General features: G+C 58.9%; 14 protein-coding genes. 10 read left to right on the forward strand and 4 right to left on the reverse strand.

Annotated elements, in window-relative coordinates:
* The first annotated feature begins 77 nt into the window (after positions 1 to 77).
* Entirely contained in the window at positions 78 to 2,849 is a 2,772-nt protein-coding gene (locus tag RM531_RS08635) for a ribonucleoside-diphosphate reductase subunit alpha (RefSeq protein WP_311658676.1), read from the forward strand.
* Between the two features lie 83 nt (positions 2,850 to 2,932).
* Here RM531_RS08635 and RM531_RS08640 read toward each other — a convergent pair whose 3' ends face one another.
* On the reverse strand, positions 2,933 to 3,475 hold the full coding sequence (locus RM531_RS08640; protein WP_311658678.1) for a sensor domain-containing protein: 543 nt from the start codon (positions 3,473 to 3,475) through the stop codon (positions 2,933 to 2,935).
* 421 nt (positions 3,476 to 3,896) lie between these two features.
* Here RM531_RS08640 and RM531_RS08645 point away from each other — a divergent pair, with 421 nt between their 5' ends.
* From RM531_RS08645 to RM531_RS08675, 7 genes are all read left to right on the forward strand, one after another.
* Positions 3,897 to 4,382 (forward strand): single-stranded DNA-binding protein, encoded by a 486-nt coding sequence (locus RM531_RS08645; RefSeq protein ID WP_311658679.1) that lies wholly within the window; start codon positions 3,897 to 3,899, stop codon positions 4,380 to 4,382.
* A gap of 15 nt (positions 4,383 to 4,397) precedes the next feature.
* Entirely contained in the window at positions 4,398 to 5,123 is a 726-nt protein-coding gene (locus tag RM531_RS08650) for a hypothetical protein (protein WP_311658681.1), read from the forward strand.
* Between the two features lie 78 nt (positions 5,124 to 5,201).
* Entirely contained in the window at positions 5,202 to 6,152 is a 951-nt protein-coding gene (locus RM531_RS08655; protein ID WP_311658682.1) for a RecB family exonuclease, read from the forward strand.
* Positions 6,153 to 6,372: 220 nt separating this feature from the next.
* Positions 6,373 to 6,831 (forward strand): hypothetical protein, encoded by a 459-nt coding sequence (locus RM531_RS08660; RefSeq protein ID WP_311658683.1) that lies wholly within the window; start codon positions 6,373 to 6,375, stop codon positions 6,829 to 6,831.
* A gap of 9 nt (positions 6,832 to 6,840) precedes the next feature.
* Positions 6,841 to 7,812, forward strand: coding sequence for an AAA family ATPase (locus RM531_RS08665; RefSeq protein ID WP_311658685.1), 972 nt, complete (start codon positions 6,841 to 6,843; stop codon positions 7,810 to 7,812).
* Between the two features lie 204 nt (positions 7,813 to 8,016).
* A complete protein-coding gene (locus RM531_RS08670; RefSeq protein WP_311658686.1) occupies positions 8,017 to 9,000 on the forward strand; it encodes a DUF3150 domain-containing protein in 984 nt (327 codons plus the stop codon).
* Between the two features lie 47 nt (positions 9,001 to 9,047).
* Positions 9,048 to 10,919, forward strand: coding sequence for a VWA domain-containing protein (locus tag RM531_RS08675; protein ID WP_311658687.1), 1,872 nt, complete (start codon positions 9,048 to 9,050; stop codon positions 10,917 to 10,919).
* A gap of 45 nt (positions 10,920 to 10,964) precedes the next feature.
* Here RM531_RS08675 and RM531_RS08680 read toward each other — a convergent pair whose 3' ends face one another.
* The 3 genes from RM531_RS08680 to RM531_RS08690 form a co-directional block, all read right to left on the reverse strand.
* A complete protein-coding gene (locus RM531_RS08680) occupies positions 10,965 to 12,338 on the reverse strand; it encodes a replication initiation protein (protein ID WP_311658689.1) in 1,374 nt (457 codons plus the stop codon).
* Positions 12,339 to 13,412: 1,074 nt separating this feature from the next.
* The gene (locus RM531_RS08685) at positions 13,413 to 14,210 is read right to left on the reverse strand and encodes a ParB/RepB/Spo0J family partition protein (RefSeq protein WP_311658691.1); all 798 of its coding nucleotides are present in this window, start codon (positions 14,208 to 14,210) and stop codon (positions 13,413 to 13,415) included.
* A gap of 160 nt (positions 14,211 to 14,370) precedes the next feature.
* Positions 14,371 to 15,276, reverse strand: coding sequence for a ParA family protein (locus RM531_RS08690; protein WP_311658692.1), 906 nt, complete (start codon positions 15,274 to 15,276; stop codon positions 14,371 to 14,373).
* 449 nt (positions 15,277 to 15,725) lie between these two features.
* On the opposite strand from RM531_RS08690, the gene RM531_RS08695 reads away from it, so the two are divergent.
* Both RM531_RS08695 and RM531_RS08700 read left to right on the forward strand, forming a co-directional pair.
* The gene (locus tag RM531_RS08695; RefSeq protein ID WP_311658693.1) at positions 15,726 to 16,625 is read left to right on the forward strand and encodes a hypothetical protein; all 900 of its coding nucleotides are present in this window, start codon (positions 15,726 to 15,728) and stop codon (positions 16,623 to 16,625) included.
* 474 nt (positions 16,626 to 17,099) lie between these two features.
* The gene (locus RM531_RS08700; RefSeq protein WP_311658694.1) at positions 17,100 to 18,482 is read left to right on the forward strand and encodes a RepB family plasmid replication initiator protein; all 1,383 of its coding nucleotides are present in this window, start codon (positions 17,100 to 17,102) and stop codon (positions 18,480 to 18,482) included.
* The last annotated feature ends 16 nt before the right edge of the window (positions 18,483 to 18,498 follow it).

Raw genomic sequence — 18,498 nt, forward strand, 5'->3', positions numbered from 1 at the left:
GGAAGGGTTACTCCCTTCGTTCCCAAATCGACTCAGGAAACAATTCGTTCCATGAGTTTTTCTTCTAGGAGATGTTTATGAATGTGCACGTAATGAAGCGTGACGGGTCAACCGTTGCCTTTGACCGTTCGAGGATTGAGCGCGCGATCCTCGCGGCCTTCATGGACCCGGCTGTGCTGGGCCCAGACGCCGGTAAGTCGGCGTCGGTGCGTGACAAGATCAAGGCTTACACCGACAAGGTGTTGGCCAAGATCGAGTCGCGTCCTGCGGCCGTGGTCGCGGTTGAGGATATCCAGGACCTCGTCGAGAGCGTCTTGATGGATGCCGGCGAGCACAAGGTTGCTCGAGAGTACATCCGTTTCCGAGACCTTCAGGCTGAGCAGCGTAAAGCGGCTGGCCACGATGTTTCGGTCTCCTCAACACAATCGACGATCCGGCTCAAAAAGCCGGATGGCTCGCTCGAGCCTCTTGATCGAAAGGCCCTGCAAGCCCTGGTTGCGGAAGCTGCCGAAGGGCTTGACGAGGGCGTTGATTCCGGGACCATCGTGAATGACGCCATCAAGGCGCTGTTCGACGGTGCTCCGGCATCAGCACTCGATGACGCCCTGATCCTCTCGTCAAAGCAGCGCATTGAACAGGAGCCCGACTACACCTATGTAGCCGCGCGTTTCCTTCTCGACAAGCTGCGTCGCGAGGTACTGCCTGGTCTGGGCCTGTCCAATGTCGACACTCAGGCCAACATGGGGCTTATCTATCCGGAAGTGCTGCGCCGCGGACTCAAGCGTGGTGTGGACGCGGGCATGATTGATCCCGCCCTGCTCGACCAGTTCAACCTGGGCAAGCTGGGTGCGGCGATTGATGCGTACCGTGACTTCCAGTTCACCTATCTGGGTCTGCAGACGCTCTACGACCGCTATTTTCAGCACGAAGATGGCGAGCGTTACGAGCTTCCGCAGACGTTTTTCATGCGCGTGGCCATGGGCCTGGCCTTGAATGAAGATGACCCGACGGATCGGGCCATCGAGTTCTACCAGGTCCTGTCGAGTTTCGACGCCATGTCGTCCACACCGACGCTGTTCAACAGCGGCACGGTCCGGTCACAGCTTTCGAGCTGCTACCTGACTTCGGTGCCCGACGACCTGTTCGGCATCTACTCGGCCATCCGCGATAACGCCATGCTCTCCAAGTTCGCCGGCGGTCTGGGCAATGACTGGACACCGGTGCGCGGGATCGGCTCGCTGATCAAGGGCACAAATGGCAAATCGCAGGGTGTGGTCCCTTTCCTGAAGGTCGCCAATGACACGGCTGTAGCCGTGAACCAGGGTGGCCGCCGGAAAGGCGCGGCATGCGCCTACCTCGAAACCTGGCATCGGGATATCGAGGAGTTCCTGGAGCTTCGCAAGAACACCGGGGACGATCGGCGCCGCTGTCACGACATGAATACCGCCAACTGGGTGCCCGACCTGTTCATGGAACGGGTGGCCCAGGGCGCGGAGTGGACCCTGTTCTCGCCGGCAGACTGCCCGGACTTGCATGACAAGTTCGGCCAGGCGTTCCGCCAAGCCTATGAGGCTTACGAACGTGATGCCGACTCGGGCAAGATCCGCAACTTCAAGCGGATTCCGGCCAAGCAGCTGTGGCGCAAGATGCTCACCATGCTGTTTGAAACCGGCCATCCGTGGATCACGTTCAAGGACCCGTGCAATCTGCGCTCGCCGCAGCAGCACGCGGGTGTGGTGCACAGCTCCAATCTCTGCACGGAGATTACGCTCAACACCTCGCCTGGTGATGAAATCGCGGTCTGCAATCTCGCAAGCATCAACATCGCCAATCACCTGACTGAATACGGCAGCATCGATCGGTCGAAGCTGGCGTTCACGGTCAAGACGGTGATGCGGATGCTCGACAACGTGATCGACCTCAACTACTACAGCGTAGACGAAGCCCGCCAGGCCAACATGCGTCACCGTCCGGTGGGTATGGGCCTGATGGGTTTCCAGGATGCGCTGTACGTCAAGAGCCTCCCCTACGCCTCCAGGGAAGCGGTCGTGTTCGCCGACGAGCTCATGGAGCTCATCAGTTATTACGCGATTGAAGCTTCCGCTGGCCTTGCTGGTGAACGGGGTGCCTATCAGTCCTTCCAGGGCTCGTTGTGGTCACAGGGCGTGCTGCCGATCGATTCCATCGATCTGCTGCGTCAGGGCCGCGGTGGCATGCTCGACATGGACGAAGGCTCGGTTGCCGGACTCGACTGGGATTCGCTCCGCGAGACCGTCAAGACCGGCATGCGTAACTCCAATGTGATGGCGATTGCGCCAACGGCGACCATTGCCAATATCACCGGCGTCACGCAGTCGATCGAGCCGACCTACGCTCATCTTCAGGTGAAGTCCAACCTGTCGGGTGAGTTCACGGTCATCAACCCCAGCCTGGTGCACGAGCTCAAGCGCCGCGGCCTTTGGGACAAGGTGATGGTCCAGGACCTGAAGTATTACGACGGGTCCGTCCAGGCCATTGACCGCATCCCCGAGGACATGAAGGCGGTGTATGCCTGTGCCTTCGAGATCGATTCAAAATGGCTGATCGAGGCGGCAAGCCGACGTCAGAAATGGATCGATCAAGCCCAAAGCCTGAACCTCTATATGGCCAAGGCATCGGGTCCGAAGCTGGCCGAGCTCTACGAGTTCGCCTGGAAGAAGGGGCTCAAGACCACCTACTACCTGCGCAGCATGGGCGCCACGTCGACCGAGAAATCCACCATCACGGATCATCGGTTGAACGCGGTGCAGCAGGCTCCTCAGGCGAAGGTTTGCTCGATCGATGACCCTGACTGCGAGAGTTGTTCTTAAAGTCGGGATCAACAGACCTTTGATTACAGCTTAATGGCTGGAGCCGCCCCTCGGGGCGGCTTTTTTTCACCCGTATCTACAGATCAATCTGGAAACCCCGCGGCTCGCATCGTCTGTTTGGCCCGATTTCGTCTGAACAACAAAATCCAGATCCCCGAGGTAGTTTCATTCAACCCCCGCAGCAATATCGGGATCCCAACAATAAACAATGCCAGCACCACGCCTGCAAACAGCCCCATCAACCCCCCGGCGATCATCATGATCGCCGTCGGGATACCCAAGAACCAGGTCGGAATCTGTTCGCGGCAGGCGTAGCCATCGTGCTCTCGGTGATAGGCATAAATCCAGCTGCTAAGAGTTCGATTCCATAGATTGGCTCGCACGACATGATAGACACCCGGAATATCGATCAAGTCCCCCAGATGGGCCTGCATCTCTGAGCTCACCCGAAGGTTGTGCAGGACATGAGTCTTCCCGGAATCATCCCGTAAATGGGCAACCTTGTAGATCCGATTCTCGTTTTCGACCGTGTAGTCGCTCGTTCCAACAATCGCCCCCCTGATGGAAGTCATTTTGATGTTGGGCCAGCGCCACTCCATTTCCCTGTTTTCTTTCGTGCTATTCATTCTTATGACTCCTTGCGTGACCGAACCTTTCTGGCCCAGCGTTGCATCAACCATAATCCATGCGCCAATAAATGCACCTTCACGCGCCTGGAAACCCCTGCTTAATCACGCCGGTTTCGCGCTGCGTTCCCCCTGCCTTCCGATCTAGCATCGTAGGTGGGCCACTGCGCCCCCACCTAATCCGGGTTAGCGGCACCCCAACGCCGCACCACGGCCCCGCACTCCCTCGCCAAAACCCTTGTTTCATCAGGGGTTGCATTTTCCAGAACCCTCGTATTCTGGAATCAGAAAGCCTCGTGTGGGGCTCGACGGGATTCAACCGCCTCGGCGGTGAATGAGCTGCCCGACTCAATTCTCGGGCTACCCAATCCCGTTGCGGCAACACCGTGACGATCTACCAATCAACCAAAGGAGCCATTCCATGGCACGAGGTATCAACAAGGTCATCCTCATCGGCAACGTCGGTGCGGACCCGAAAATCAACGCCACCCAGGGCGGTTCTTCTGTGGCCAACGTCCGGCTTGCCACCAGCGAAAGCTGGAAAGACAAGCAGTCCGGTCAGACGCAGGAGCGCACCGAGTGGCACAACCTGGTGTTCTTCGGACGTGTGGCGGACGTGATCCGTGACTACGTCATGAAGGGCAGCAAGATCTATGTCGAGGGTCGTCTGCAGACCCGCAAATGGCAGGATCAAGGCGGCGCCGACCGTTATTCGACCGAGGTCGTCTGCAATGAGATGCAGATCCTCTCCGGCGGCCGGCAGAACCAGAATCAGGGCCAGTCCACTCAGGGCCAGCCCCAGCAGCAACAGCCCCAGCAGGCCAATGGCAACCAGCCGGCCTACAACCAGGGCCCCCCGATCAACCCGAATGACCAGGGCATGGACATGCCCTACGAGTTCGGCTAACCCAAGGAGAAACTCATGGCCAAGCGGTCCGTTAAGTGCTTCGATGACAACGGCAATCCCTACGACTACATTCCGTTATCGGAACGATTGCCTGATTTCGAAGCGGCTTATCCCACTGCCGAAGGCTGGCGTGTGGAGATCACCAACCAGAGTGCGCTCGAGGCGGATTCTGCGTATTGCAGCATCGTCAAGGCCGCCCTGGAAGCCGGGAAATTGCCGCATGACATCGGCATCGCCCTGGAAGATCTCCGCGCCCACATCTTCACTGCCACCCTCTACTCACCGGAGGGCCACGCGGTGAATAACGCCACCACCCGCGCCATCATCCATACCAGCAATGGTTGGAAGGGCGCCGAAACCTCTGCTCGACAGCGTCTGGTTGCGGCTTGCGGTTTCGGTGGCGAAGTCTTCGACGAAGACGAAAAGGAGTCCCGTAAGGCCATGGGGCATCGCGAGGCAGGCGAGAACAGCGAACCCGTATCCGAGGACGGCAACGCCGCACCCACGGACACCGGCAAGCAGGCAGCACTGCCCAATCTCAAGCCGAAGCCGGCCAAGGGGGTAACCCAGGGCTTGCTACGCAACTGCCGAAACGTCGTTGATCAGCTGCGCACCAAAGGTCACGAGATCGAGGTGCCTGAGTTCAGCGATGATGACGAGATCCGGGACTTCCTGTCCGGCCTGGCGGAATTGGACAACACCGATTCCGACAACGCCGATCAGGACGCGGCCACGGCCTAGTCCCTTCACCCACCCTTCCCGGACGGGACCTGCTCCCGTTCCGGGGGTGGGTTACGTCTGGCAATCGAGGAGACTCTCATGAGCCTCAGATTGTCCCCAAGCAAACTGGCGGACTACGAGAACTGCCCTCGTCTATACGAGATCAAGCACGTTCTCAAGGTTCGCCAGCGCGAGACTTCGGCCAACCTGCCCTTCGGCAGTGCCGCGCACACAGCCTTTGAGGCGTCCGTGCGGGCACACCACGCCGGCGAGCCGGACAAGCTCAACGTCGAAGATGTGTTCAACAAGGCCTGGAAGGCAGAAATTCTCCGGACCAAGTTGATCAAGTATTCGTCGAGATGGGACGAGCAAAGTCTTCTGGCCACCGGCCGGGCGATCGTCACTCGATTCCACCAGCTCTGGCCGAAGTTCGGGCTGACGCCTCTGGTCGATGACCAGAACGTCCCCCAGCTCGAAATCATGCTCTCTTGCGAAATTGAACCTGGTGTTCAACTTAGGGGAAAGCTTGATTTCATCGGCTACGACAAGATGGGTCGCTTAGCTGTTGTCGATTTCAAGACGCCCGCCAGCGCCACGCCGGAGGGTTTCAGCGATCTCGATGATCAGCTCACGGCCTATCAGCTGTTGGTCCTTCATAACACCGAAATGCTTGGCGTCTCTGACGTCGCTCGACTCGGTTTTCTGGAGTGCCTAAAGCGCAAGGTCTCGACCTCGGGTCGCGGCAAGGGTCCCGAGGTCCGTGCCCCGGATCTGGTTCCCGCTCGCAGCGAGGAGGACCTTGCCGCCTTCGTCGAGAAGGTGAAGTTCAACGCCCAATGCATCCGTGAAGGCCGGTTCTACCGGCGTCCGCGGATGGCCTACAACACCCCCTGCGGGCTGTGTGACTTCCAGGAGCTTTGCCGAACCGGCGAAGCGGAAAACGCAGCCTCGGAACGCTTCGGCTTTGCACCCAGCAATGTTGAAGACACCGAGCCGGACACCCCGGCCGTAGCAGTGAATGGTGACGGTGGCGGCTGGTTCGTCATCTGACCCTCACCTACCTGGCGCTCATTCAATGAGCGCCCTTTCTCCGGACGCTGGATGCCGGCCTTCGCAGAAAGGGTGAATGCCCGACCGAATTCTCGCCCCTTGTGGGCAGATCGAGTCCGTCCGGCTCGCTAAATCCGGACCACCCAAACCAACCCACCCAACTGGAGGGATTTCGTCCCTCCAGGGGCGAGGTCTCTCCTCTTCTGCGCAGGAGAAACCCATGGGTACTCAACTTGCTCTGGCCCTCTTAGGGGGTCAGCAACAGGCCGACTTCATTGCTCGCCGGACGATCCGGCGCGCACGACGCAAGGCCGAACCGGAAGATACCGAGCAGCTACTGCTTGGCTTTTTCTCGAATGGTGATCTCGACACTGATGACGACATCAATGATGTCGTTGTCGAGGAAACCTTTGAGTGGACCGATCGCGACATTTTCGCACTCCATGACGGCGTGCTTGAGCGATCCCTCCACGCCCTGCTAGATGGCAGGGCTTCCGACTCGCAAAAGGGCGAAGTCTGGGCCTGGGTCCATGCACCGCTGGTGCCAAAGGACCACCCGATGACGCCTTTCTCATACCAGGCCTGTTGCGCATGCACAGGCGTGGATCCCACCGAACTGCAGGAGTCTCTCGCCTGGCTAACCCGCCACGAAGACTTCCGCGCCACGCTCATCCACTAGGAGACGACTGTGAAATTTTCGCAATCCTATTCGCTGGCCGACAACTTCGGCTTGCCCATCCCCTCCGAGATCACCGTCCCAGGTGGTAGCGAGGGCGAAAACGCTGAGTTCCTTCCTAAAAAGGATCCGAACTACGCATTCCGTCAACGGCTCGTCTCCGAGCTCGCCAGTTGGTGGGCTAAGGCGGCCGGGTCCGAAGGTCTGTTCCTGACCGGCCCCACGGGGTCGGGGAAGACCTCGTTGGCCGAGCAGTATTTTGCTCGACTCAACGTGCCGCTCATCGTCATCCCCTGCGGGAAGTCGATGAAGCTCGACTCGGTGTTGTACCGGGTCGTGGTCAAGGAAGGGGCGGCCATCTCTTATGAGGATGGACCGCTCACGGCGGCCGTGCGAAACGGGTATCCGGTCCTGTTCGATGAAATCGACCGACTGGATCCCCGGGAGGTGACCCGGCTGCATGCCCTCATGGAGGGCGCGCCGCTGATCGTGCCTCAGCTTGGCGGCGACCCGATTGTCCCGGCAGAGGGATTCCGGGTGCTTGCCACCGGCAACAGCGCCGGCGGTGGGGATGAAACCGGCCTCCACACGGGTGTTTCGCGTATGGATGTCGCCACGACGGATCGCTTCATCTACATCGAGGTCGGCTATGCCGAACGCGAAGTCGAGGAAGCGCTCCTGGCCCGGGTTCAGCCAGAGCTGCCCGAGGTGGCGCGCACCATTCTCTGCCGTTTGGCAGAGGAGGTTCGTGCTTCCTACATCGGTACCCGTGAGGGTGCCGAGTCGGCAAACGCGCTGGAGATCACCATCTCCACGCGAAAACTCCTCCAGGTCGCGCACTATGCGCTTCTCTGGAAGGACGTCGAAAAGAAAGGCGAGAGTCCGATCCAAAGGTCTCTCGACGCCTGTCTGCTCCGACGAGCAACACCATCTGACGCGGAAGCAATTCGTCAGATGCTCGGCCTCATCGAGAAGGGCGAGTAGCGGGCAATTAGGAGAGGGGGCATTACGCCCCCTCCCCCTTTTACCGGATTCCCTGGCCTGGCCGCCGTTTGGGCGCCGGCATGTAGTCGCCCCTCGGGGCTACCGAGAATGCCCATCTCGAAAATCAATGGGACACCCAACTTCTCCGCGGCGTCCGTCGTGGGGGTTCGAACCCAACCTATCTATACCCAATGGAGGGACATCATGTCTGATGAGTCCTTGCTCGAAAACGTCGTGTGCGTCCACCTGGACGTTGACGTCCCGACCGGAAAGAAGGCAAATCTTGCCGAGGATCTGAGGCTTCAGAAGGTTCCGCCTTCCGAGCTGATGAGCTTGGGCCAGAAGCAGACCTTCAACCCATCTCTGGTCAAACCGCTGAACACCATCCGTCGCCGCGGCGAACGCATTTGCCTTCGCTACGGCACCCGATTCATGGGTGGCTTTGCCATCCCGCTGGATCGCAAACAGGAAGTGGTCAGCGAGCTGAACGAAGCCGAGTGTGATTTCAATTCAGCCTCTGTCAGCTTTTTCAACGAGTACCCCGAGGCCGTCAAGGCCTGGGCCTCGCAAGCCGGGGAGTGGGCGCCAGCTGTGGCTAACGCAGCTGACCCCCTCGACCGGGTGAAGGCGAAGACCAAGTTCGCCTTTCATCTCTACCGGCTAAGCCCCGTTGACGAGAGCGAAGAGCTTCCCGTCAACGGCATCGTGTCCAACCTCTACCACGAAGTCGCGGTCGAGGCGGCACAGACCTATCGGGAGTCGCTTGAGGGTAAGTCTGTGGCAACGCACGCCATTCGACGGCCCTTCCAGCGCTTCCGCGAAAAACTGGATGGCTTGAGCTTTCTGGATTGCGGCATTGGAAGTGTCGTGAGCCGGATCGATGAGGTCCTCGACAAGCTTCCCCCGAAGGGGCAGCCGATCGAGGGTACCCCTCTCATAGCCCTTCAGGGTCTCGCCCTGCTTCTCCGGGATACGGAGTCGCTGCGCAATTTCGCCAGCGCCTCCCAGGCCGATGACGAGTCGCAGGACGATGAAGATGACACCCAACCCGCTCCGACCTCATCTGAGGCGCCGGCTGATTCACGCGAGCTTGAAGAAGCGCTGTGTGGTGATGCCGACGACTCCGACGATGAGGAACAACCGGAGACCGAAAATCAGTCCGCAACAAGCGGCTGGTTCGTCCTTTAACCCTCAAGGCGGGGCGGCTCACGCCGCTCCGCCGATCTGGAGGAAACATGGCAAATCAAGTTCTTGCGAAGTCACTTCCCATCCTGTGTGGGATGCTGGCCCGCAAACTCAACCTTCGTTTTCGGATGTCGGGCGCTCGCGCCTACACTGATTTCGAATCGGTGGTCATTCCGGCCGCCGACATCAATGATCCGGACTTCGCTGTTCGTGCGATCGGTTTCACTCTCCACGAGGGAGGACATAACCGGTTCACGGATCCGTCGCTCCGGCCGACCCCGCCAGATGGAAAAGCCAGTCAGTCGGCTTTTGATGTCCACGCGGCATTCGGCACTACCTGGTGGCTATACCAGGCGCTCGAGGACGTTCGGATGGAGACGCAGGTCATGCGCCTCTACCCCGGTGCCCGAAAGCACCTGGCTCGGCTGGTTCAGAACCTCGTCGATGGCGAGGGCTGGTTCGAGCCGGCCACCAACGAGGACAGCCCGCTGTCCATCCTCCAGGCCTACGTTCTCTACCGAGGCCGTGGTGAGATTCTTGGCCAACACGCCCTGCTCGACTGGGCGCAAGGGGCCAAGGATCAGCTGGAGGCAGTGCTACCCCAATCGACCTGTGATGCGATCGAGAAGGCCTTGTTCTCCATCGAGCAGGCCGAGTCAACCGCGGACTCAGCGAGGATTGCCGGCGAGATCACCGATCTCGTCAAGGACCTTCTCGAAGAGCCCCCGGAAGACAATAACCAGGACGGTTCGTCCAGCGGCGACGGCAGCGATGCCAGCGACCAGGACAGTGACCAGTCCGAAGCCGACAGCGGCCAGGGAACCCAGTCCGACACCAATGACGGTGGCAACGATGCCTCGTCTGGTGACGGTGCTGACTCATCCTCCGGCAATCAGCCGGCAGATGGCTCCCAGGCCGGCAAGGCAGACGAAGATGGCCAGGTCAGCACTTCGTCATCCGGTAAGCCCGAAGATCAGAGTTCTGATCCAGGCGGCGCCGGTGGCACGGGTGCTGGTGATGGCCAGGCTGTCGCCAAGGCGGCAGCGCAAATGCTCTCCGGTGAGGACACGGGTCGCATCGCGGATATCTCCGACAAGCTCCAGGAGGAGATTCAGGAGATAGCCCAGAATGGTCGTTACTCGGACAACAGTCTGGGTGCCTACGACAGCGACCCTGAGGTTGCCACGGACACAGCTGACCCCGGCGAAATCCGGCGCGGTGTGGACGCGGCAGCCCGGGCGGCTTATGTCCGGCTCATAGGGCTTCTCGAAGCTCAGAATCTGGATGACACTCGGTTTGAAACCGATGGCATCGAGATCGAGCCGGAACGAGTGCACCGCTTGCTGGCCGGGGAGATCGACCTCTTTCGAGAGGAAGACCCTGCCCCGGCCGTCAACACGGCGGTGCATGTGCTGCTCGACCGTAGTGGCTCTATGGGCCATGAGGTCGATCTGGCCGTCAAGACCACCGCGGCAGCGGGTATGGCGCTTGAGCGCATCCCTGATGCTGAGGTTGCCGTCAGTCTCTTCCCCGGCCGGTCCGGGGCAACGGAGGTGCTGACTCGGCCTGGCGAGCGCCCGTCGCGAACGCTCCGGCGTTACGGCGTGCATGCCAGTGGTGGTACACCGATGGCGGATGCTCTCTGGGCGGCCGCCACCCAAATGGCCTGGTCCGATGCCGAGCGCAAGCTCGTCGTGGTGATCACGGACGGGATGCCCAACCGACTCGAGGCGACACGGGACGTCATTGCACGTCTGCGACGTGAAAACGTCGAAGTGATTGCTCTGGGGATTGGTTCGGACGCTCGATCGGGATTGCCGTCGGTCTTTGACCGCGACTACGCCTTCGTTGACTCAGTTGATGGGTTGGCGGAAGCGTTGTTCGGGGCGCTTCGCTCTCGTCTCACGGCGAAAGCGGCGTAGCCAACACTACCCTTTAGGCCGCCTCCATCTGGAGGCGGTCTTTTTTTATCCCACCAGAGGCGCCTCACCCGCGGCCACCCTGGTTTCATTGAGCGGGAAGCCGCTCTCCTTGGCGAAGCTCAGCCGTTCTGTATCGGATGGCGCTGGGAGGATGTGCTCTCGAATCCACTCGCGCCACATGGCTACGGTACCCTTGTGATTGGGGTTGGACAGGATCTTCTTCATGGTTGGGTATTTCACCGCCATGGATTCCATGAATTCCTCGAAGTGCTCAGAGACCACCGACTCATCCACGCTCGACAGCCATCGGTCAACGCGCCAGTCCTTGTAATCGGATTCGAAGTCAGCGACTTCGGCAGCGGCTTCCCGCTTGATCCTGTCGGCCTCGTCCCTTGCCTTTTCTTCTGGCGTAGAGAAATCCATCGCGGCCTGCAGGTCGAGATGCTCTGCTCGGTAATCACGTCGGATGGCGTTGATGGCATACCCCCCGACGTTCTTGATCTTGCCTGGCTTGTCTCTTAGCCGTGAACTCACAAGCCGAAGATTGTCCAGTATCTGGTCGTCTTCGTAGTCACGCAGCAGCGCGACCGCCTGTGTCGGGTCGATCCCGAACTTCATCATGGCGGAGAATGTCTCGGGACGATCCTCAATGCCTTTTGGATCCACGTCCCTGCCCGTCAAGTCGGCATTGGGGATATTCGGTCCCTCGTAATTGACGTTCTCACGGACCAGGAATCCAATTCGCTTTACCCGTTTCCCCTCGCGGTAAATTGTTGGTTCGACTTCAATCTCTGTGAACGCATTGATCGATTCGACCGACGGCTTGATCACTTTCCGATTCAGCTCTTTGTACTGCTGGTAGATGCTGTGGCCGTCCACCCCCATCAGCTTTCGGAAGGTCTCAAGGTCCCAGATCATTGTCCTGCCCGTGCCGCGGTACCGGACACAGTTCTCATAGAGCGCCTGGCTGTGCAGACTCGTGAGCTGGACCTGAATGCTCAAGTTGATTCGCGCCCACACGGCGGGCTTCACGAGCTTGTCCGCCAGCTGCTCACTGTAGGAGTATTCCAGGGTTGTCCCGTTGAAGTGATAGCCGGCCAACCAACTACTCGCGCCCCACTCCCTCTGATAGTCCTTGTTCGTATAGGCCCATTCCACTCGTTTTTTCAGCAAGCCGTTTAGGGCGCGTTTCAGTCGGTCCCGGTTCTTCCTCGTGCCCATCAAGTCTTCAGCGAGATCCGGCATGTAGATGCTGTGGCTGGTCATACTTCCGCCGTCGTCGCTGTTGCGCATGGCATTCTCAAGAAGCAGGTTGGCCATCTGCTTTTCTTTGAGCGTGAGCGGCGACACGACGTGAACCGCAGCGACGTGCTTACGCAGTACGACTGCCTTACCACTTTCTTCGTTATGTCTGAGCATACTAGAGGCCTGCAACAAAGCCGGACACCTGAGCGCTTTTTATCACCTGCAACAGGCCTGTCAACCGCTCTCCAGGCACTCTTCAGATCAAGGCAAAGCGCGCTATTTTGGACACCCTTACCGGGAGCGATCTTAAAACCGTCGATGTTTCAGTCGTTTATCGTTGGCCGTTCAGGTGTCCGGGTTTGCGTTAGCGCGCTATTGTGGACACCTGAGGATCAGATTCACTGCGTAGAAAACTTTTCACACCAGCAATCGCGCTTATCTGGACACCTTCAGCAACTCCCAGTCAGCTCGACTTGCGCTATACAGGACACCGTCACACATCGGAATAAGCGTCAGTCATCAGATGATTCATCCAAGCCACTGACCGCAGGGGATAAATACAGGATCACGATCGGTGTTTGCCACGCGCTAATCTGGCCACCTATAGCGGGTGAACGTCGTCACGACGCCGTCAGTGAGTTATTCGAGTGGTGTGTCGACGCCTTCGTTAGCGCAGCGCTCATCCAGCCACCAACGCCCGCTATACTGGCCACCCTCACGCGCTATTATGGTCACTCGTGCGCTAATCCGGCCATCCATTAGCGCTTTTCCGGCCCAGGCTATCGCGCTATCCGGGACACTTATGCGCGCTATTGCAGCCACCCAACAAGCTATAACCTCTTGTTTTTAGGCTTATAAACGAAGCTCGAATAACTAAAAGCCCTGCTTGAAGCTATAAAACGCAGCAGGCCTGGTCCCCAAGCATCACCCTCGTCTGCTGCTGCTTTTCTCTTCAGATCGTGAGATCAAATAGTTGGGGAGGCGCACGATGAGCACCGTCTCGTCTTTCAGGTGGCCGACGTTGCGTCGACGATACGCCGGCAACTCGCTCAGGTGTCCAAGCTTGCGTCATCGGCAATCGATTTAACGCGAAGGTGTCCGACATTGCGTCATCTCGAACGCCGAAGACTCCGGTGCCCAGTGATCGATCACGCTATTCAGTCGTTCAGGTGTCCGACATTGCGTATGCTCGGCACCGCTGAGGTGTCCTGGATTGCGTCACCCTCCCCTGCGCTCAGGTGTCCGAGCTTATTTCGGTTGATCCTGATCCCTGGCCAGTTCTTCAAGCATTTGGCGCCAGACCTTCTCGACTGCAGCGGAATCGTTCCAGTTGGAGACATCAGTCGCCAGATGCGGCGCCATCGTATTGACGATCTGCCTGACCACATCGCTGTTCTTAGTGGTGCCAAGACGCAGCGCCCTCCCCTTTCGCTGAGCTTTCACAGCAGGTTTCTGTGGTTTGCTCTGGCGACTGTTATCGGGGCTTGTATCGGTGAATTGCTGCGTCTTGATCTGTAGCTTTCGATTCTCATCCGTCAGATCCAATAGACCACAGGCCACATGCAGGCTTGGTATGCGGCCTGCGTAGATAGCTTCTCGAATATCCTCGGGCCCATTCAGGACCTGCCACCAACGAAAGGCAGTGGTCCTTGGCAGGCTCGTGGCTTCCTTCAGCGCGTCCCCTGTCTGGATCGGGTCCCCGAGCGCCTTCCGTTCGTCGAGGATTTGCATCAGTCCACGCAACACTCCTCCGAGATCCAGATTACGGCGGTGAAGGTTTTCCGATAGCTTTCTCACCGCCCCGTTGGTTGGCTTCTCGGGGTATAGCATTACATCGATGGTATCCAGCCCTGCCAGCTGACAGGCCCACCATCTACGTTCCCCAGCGAGCAATTCGATGGCACCTCCCGTGGTTTCATAAGCAACCACCGGCTGCAACAACCCAGATTCCTTGATCGACCGGCTCAAGCTCTGAATGTGCTCGACTTCGATCGCGACATCCTTTCCAGATGGGCTGTCCTCGCCATTGAGTACGGCCATCGTCATGTTGAGTTGCCGCGCATTGTCCGGGTCGGGTCGGATATCGGACACAGGAACGCGAGTAGCCCGTGCGGCCATAGCCCCGGAACTCGTTCGATTCAACGAAGCGGCACCCTGAGACAATCCCGTCTGCGCGTCACGGATCGCGTCGATTTTTCTCGGTCGTTTAAGAGGCATTTGCGTCACCCTCAAATAACCGCGAGTCAACGAACTGACAGAACTCCAAAGCTTTCTGCCTCGCCGTATCGCTGGGCTTCAAGTCGAAGATGGACCGCGGCAACACACCCTTGACGTCTCGCTCCGCATAAGCCACCCGATGCGGCAGTATTACAGGGGATAGAAGCTCTCCAACCACGGGCATATTCCGCACGTTCTCCAGAAACCCAGCGTGCAACGAGGTGCCCTTTCGGAACATATTGACCTGGATCCCAACCACCGTTAAAGGATGCGAAGACGAGCGTCGTTGCTGCTCCTCTGTGATCATCCCGCTCATGCTGGTGAGCCCGTCAACGCACTGCTGTTCCATGATCGTCGGAATAATTACGTGGCTGGAGGCCTTGATAACGCCCCTCATCAGAGAGTTCTCGCTCGGCCCGCTATCGAAGATCACCAGGTCATATTCATTGGCAAGCTCCCGGCTCCCAAAAAAATCCCCGATCACCTCCTCAACCAGCGTCTCCCACCCATCCTCTTCCAATTCCTTCTCCCTCTCTCGCACGTCGATCAGCTGGCGGCTATCCGCCGGGAGAATATCGACACGACCCCTCCCAAGCTGGGCGATTTCGTACTGATAGATGATCCTATTCGGGAAGAAAATATCGGCAACCGAACTCCGCCCGGACCAGTCCGCCATGTCTGGCATTGCAGGATCGAAATCAGGATGGAGGGGCGGACGCATGTGCCGACCGCGGTCCACATACTCCATGGGCAGAAAAATGTTGCTGAGGTTGCATTGATCGTCAAAGTCGACCAAGAGCACCCGCTTTCGCGTTCCGAAATAGTCCGCCAGAATCCGAACCAATGTCGTCTTGCCAACACCACCTTTACGCTGAGGCAGGCTCAAAAGAACCACGGCATGTCTCCTGTCATTGAATGGCGCCCGGCCCCGTTGAGGGCAGGGCAGTTACCAGAGAGATAACACCAAGCCTGCGATATGCAACACGCATGAGCTTGCCGCAGTGTATAGCGCCCCCGGTTAGCCGAAAACCCACCAGCCCGGTGATTTATCGAAAAGGCGCGCTAAGTCATTGATAATAGCCATGTCCCAATTGGGACATGGCTCGGGGCGGTTACTGGGCCTGATGAGACAAGGCATACGGCGCGGGCTCACTAGGCGCGCTAAGTCACTGATATTAAACATGTCCCAATTGGGACAAGAGTGGGCCTGCCCCCTCCCGTGCGAATCGCTGGAATGTTCTACGTGGAACATTCCCACCCTTGGCGCCGGCATTTGGCGTGTCAACGGGTGCTTGCAATTTTCGAAAGTCGGGCATCATGTGAATGAACACTAGGAGATATGTCATGTCCCAGACCGCCTACAAGCCCCGCGCCAGCCTTACCGATTTCGAGTGTTTCAGCGCGGGGTTGAAAGCCCTCGGGTTACCGCTTATCACGCCCCAGGCCCATACAGACCTGATGCAGGTAGCGAGTATCGAGACGCTCACCAACGCCTTCAACCGCGCTGCACGCGAGCCGAATGCGCGTAAGCATGTCGAGAAGGTGATCGAGCCATTCCTGCCTCAGAGTCAGGCGAGCCAGCCAGGGCCGCATCCGGCGCATGTCGCCGCCATGTCGGATCATCGTCAGGCCCAGGCGCCCGAACAATCCGGCGCGACCCAAAACGACAATGCGCAACCGACTCATCGAGAAGAGCGCGTCAATAGCCCGCAGGCCGGATCAGCTCGGGATGGAGCAGGGCAGGGCGGGCAGGACACGGCGCATGAACGCGAGCGCCGTCAGTACCATGTCTACGGCGGCAAGGGTGCGTTGACGTGGGAGATTACCGAGACCCGCCGCAACCACCCGACACTTCAGCTCGAGGCTGCGGCGTCAAACGCGCCACGCAGTTACGACTGGTCGAACAAGATCAGCGTGCAGTTCACCAAAGACGAGCTGCTCTCGGTGGCCGCTGTCTTCCTCGGCATCATCCCCGGTTGTGATTTCAGCAATCATGGACCGAACAACGACAAGGGATTTCGCATCGAAAACCAGCAGGGCAGGGTCTTTGTCCAGGTGCGGGCGCCGTCTCGCTCAATCGCCGTGCCGGTAGGGCCTGCTGACGCGTTCTATGTGGCCTCGCTTGTCGCAACCCAGATTCGACGAGCTCGGCCAGGGCTTGCCAGCATCTCGGATGTAGCGGGGATGCTGAAGATGGTCTACGCACGACTTCAGACGCAAGGGCAGGGCGGGGCGCAACAGTAGCGCCAATATCTCCACCGTAGTGAGCACAGCATGTCGCCCATTTCTCCACCCTGGGAGCGCCACCCTTATCGGGTGGCGACCCCCTTTATACGGGCACCTGAGTCATCCTGGGGATTCTATCTACCGGTCGTGTTCACCCCAGAACGTACCGTAAACACAAGAGAAAACCGCGGCGGCAGCTTTATTCTTTTCTGCAGTTCCCTATTTAAGCACCAAGAACCGCCATGTTAAACAGTCACTTACATCAATATGGGTGTCCATAATAGCGCGCTTCGGTGTAGCAATTGGCGGCCCACGGTGGAGACATTGGCGAACTCAGGAGTAAGGATTAGCGCCAAGGTGTAAACATTAGCGCCTAACGGTGTAGAGAAGGGCGGTATAAGGTGTAAGCATTAGCGCTGGAAAGCCGGGTCTCATCAGCTTTCTTTCGCCGCCAACCCCCGCCGCCTGCTGCGAGATCATCACAGCCTCTCCATGGCATGGCATTACGTTTCCCTCGTGCACCCTCAACTCGAAGTCCTCAACAAGCAGGTCGATGCGGTTCACATCTCCGCGGCGCTGACTCTTCGCGAGCGCCAGGCGATGAACATCCTCATCTCCAATGCCATGAAGACCAATGCTGTTGGACGCGTCGAGATTGACTGGCGCCATAGCATGCCCATGCGTGAGCTACTTGCCCGCCTGGGCGAGAACACCCGGAACTATTCGCGCACTCGGGCCACCCTGGATGGGTTGGTCGACAAGAAGATCCAGTGGGCCTATACCGATAGCCGTTCGAAGCACCACTACGGAAACACATCCCTTCTCGCCGGCTACGCCATCGATGATGGCCAGCTCAGCTACTCCTATTCCGCCGTCCTGGTTGACCGCCTTCTTCAGCCCGAGGTCTTTGCGCGACTCAACATGGGCGTGCAGTCCTTGTTCACCCACTTCCATTCCCTTGCCCTCTACGAAAACTGCGCGCGATATCGCGACCTCGGCTACACAGCCTGGTGGACCCTCGAACAGTTTCGCGGCCTCATGGGTGTCGGCCATCGCACCGCTTATCTCGCATTCAAGGAGCTCAATCGTTGGGTCATCAAGCCGGCCACGGAGGACTGCAATCGAAATTCCGAGATTCGCGTCGAACCGGAGTTTCGTCGGCAGGGCAGGGCAGTGGTGGCGATTCGCTTTGCCATCGGGGACAACCCGGAATACACCGGCCCTCGCTTTCCTTCGTCGAAGCGGCTGGACAAGCTTGTGGATGACAGCGTGGTGGAGACGGATCCCGATCTCTTCGAGCACCTCCTCGGGTTCGGGATTGACCACTCGCGGGCAGTCGACCTCATGTCCAGGTTCGACCACGAGCGCATCCGCGGCAACCTGCGCGTGGTGGCAGACCGCTACCAGCGGTCACCAGACAAGATCACCAATCTGGCGAGTTACACGGTCAGTGCCATCGTGAATGATTATCGCCCCGCCCAGGTGTGTCAGCAGCAGGTGCTTGCCTTCGCCGCTCAGCCGGAGCGTGAGTCTCAAGAAGACCCTGTCGAGACGGCGAAACGCGCCGCCCGGGACCGCCTACTTGATTTCGAGTCCCGGGACTTACCCGCCTACCTGGTTGACCAATGGCAGGCATCGCAGTCAAGCAAGACGTTGGCGGTGGAGCGAGAGAATTTCTACGATGAGGTGTTGGCCCCCAATGCACTATTCGCCAAGTCCTACCGAGAGAACCCGGACAAGAAATCCTTCAACGCGCTCTGGCGAAACTGGATCCGGAGTAGCCGGATCTCCGAACCCACCGAATCCGACCATCAGAACGCGGCCCAGTCTCTGGGCATCGACTTGCACGACCTCCGTTTGCGGGCTGCCGAGTGAGCCTTCCCCAGGAGCT

The organism is Spectribacter acetivorans (assembly GCF_031846305.1).
In the GTDB taxonomy this organism is placed as follows: domain Bacteria; phylum Pseudomonadota; class Gammaproteobacteria; order Nevskiales; family Salinisphaeraceae; genus Spectribacter; species Spectribacter acetivorans.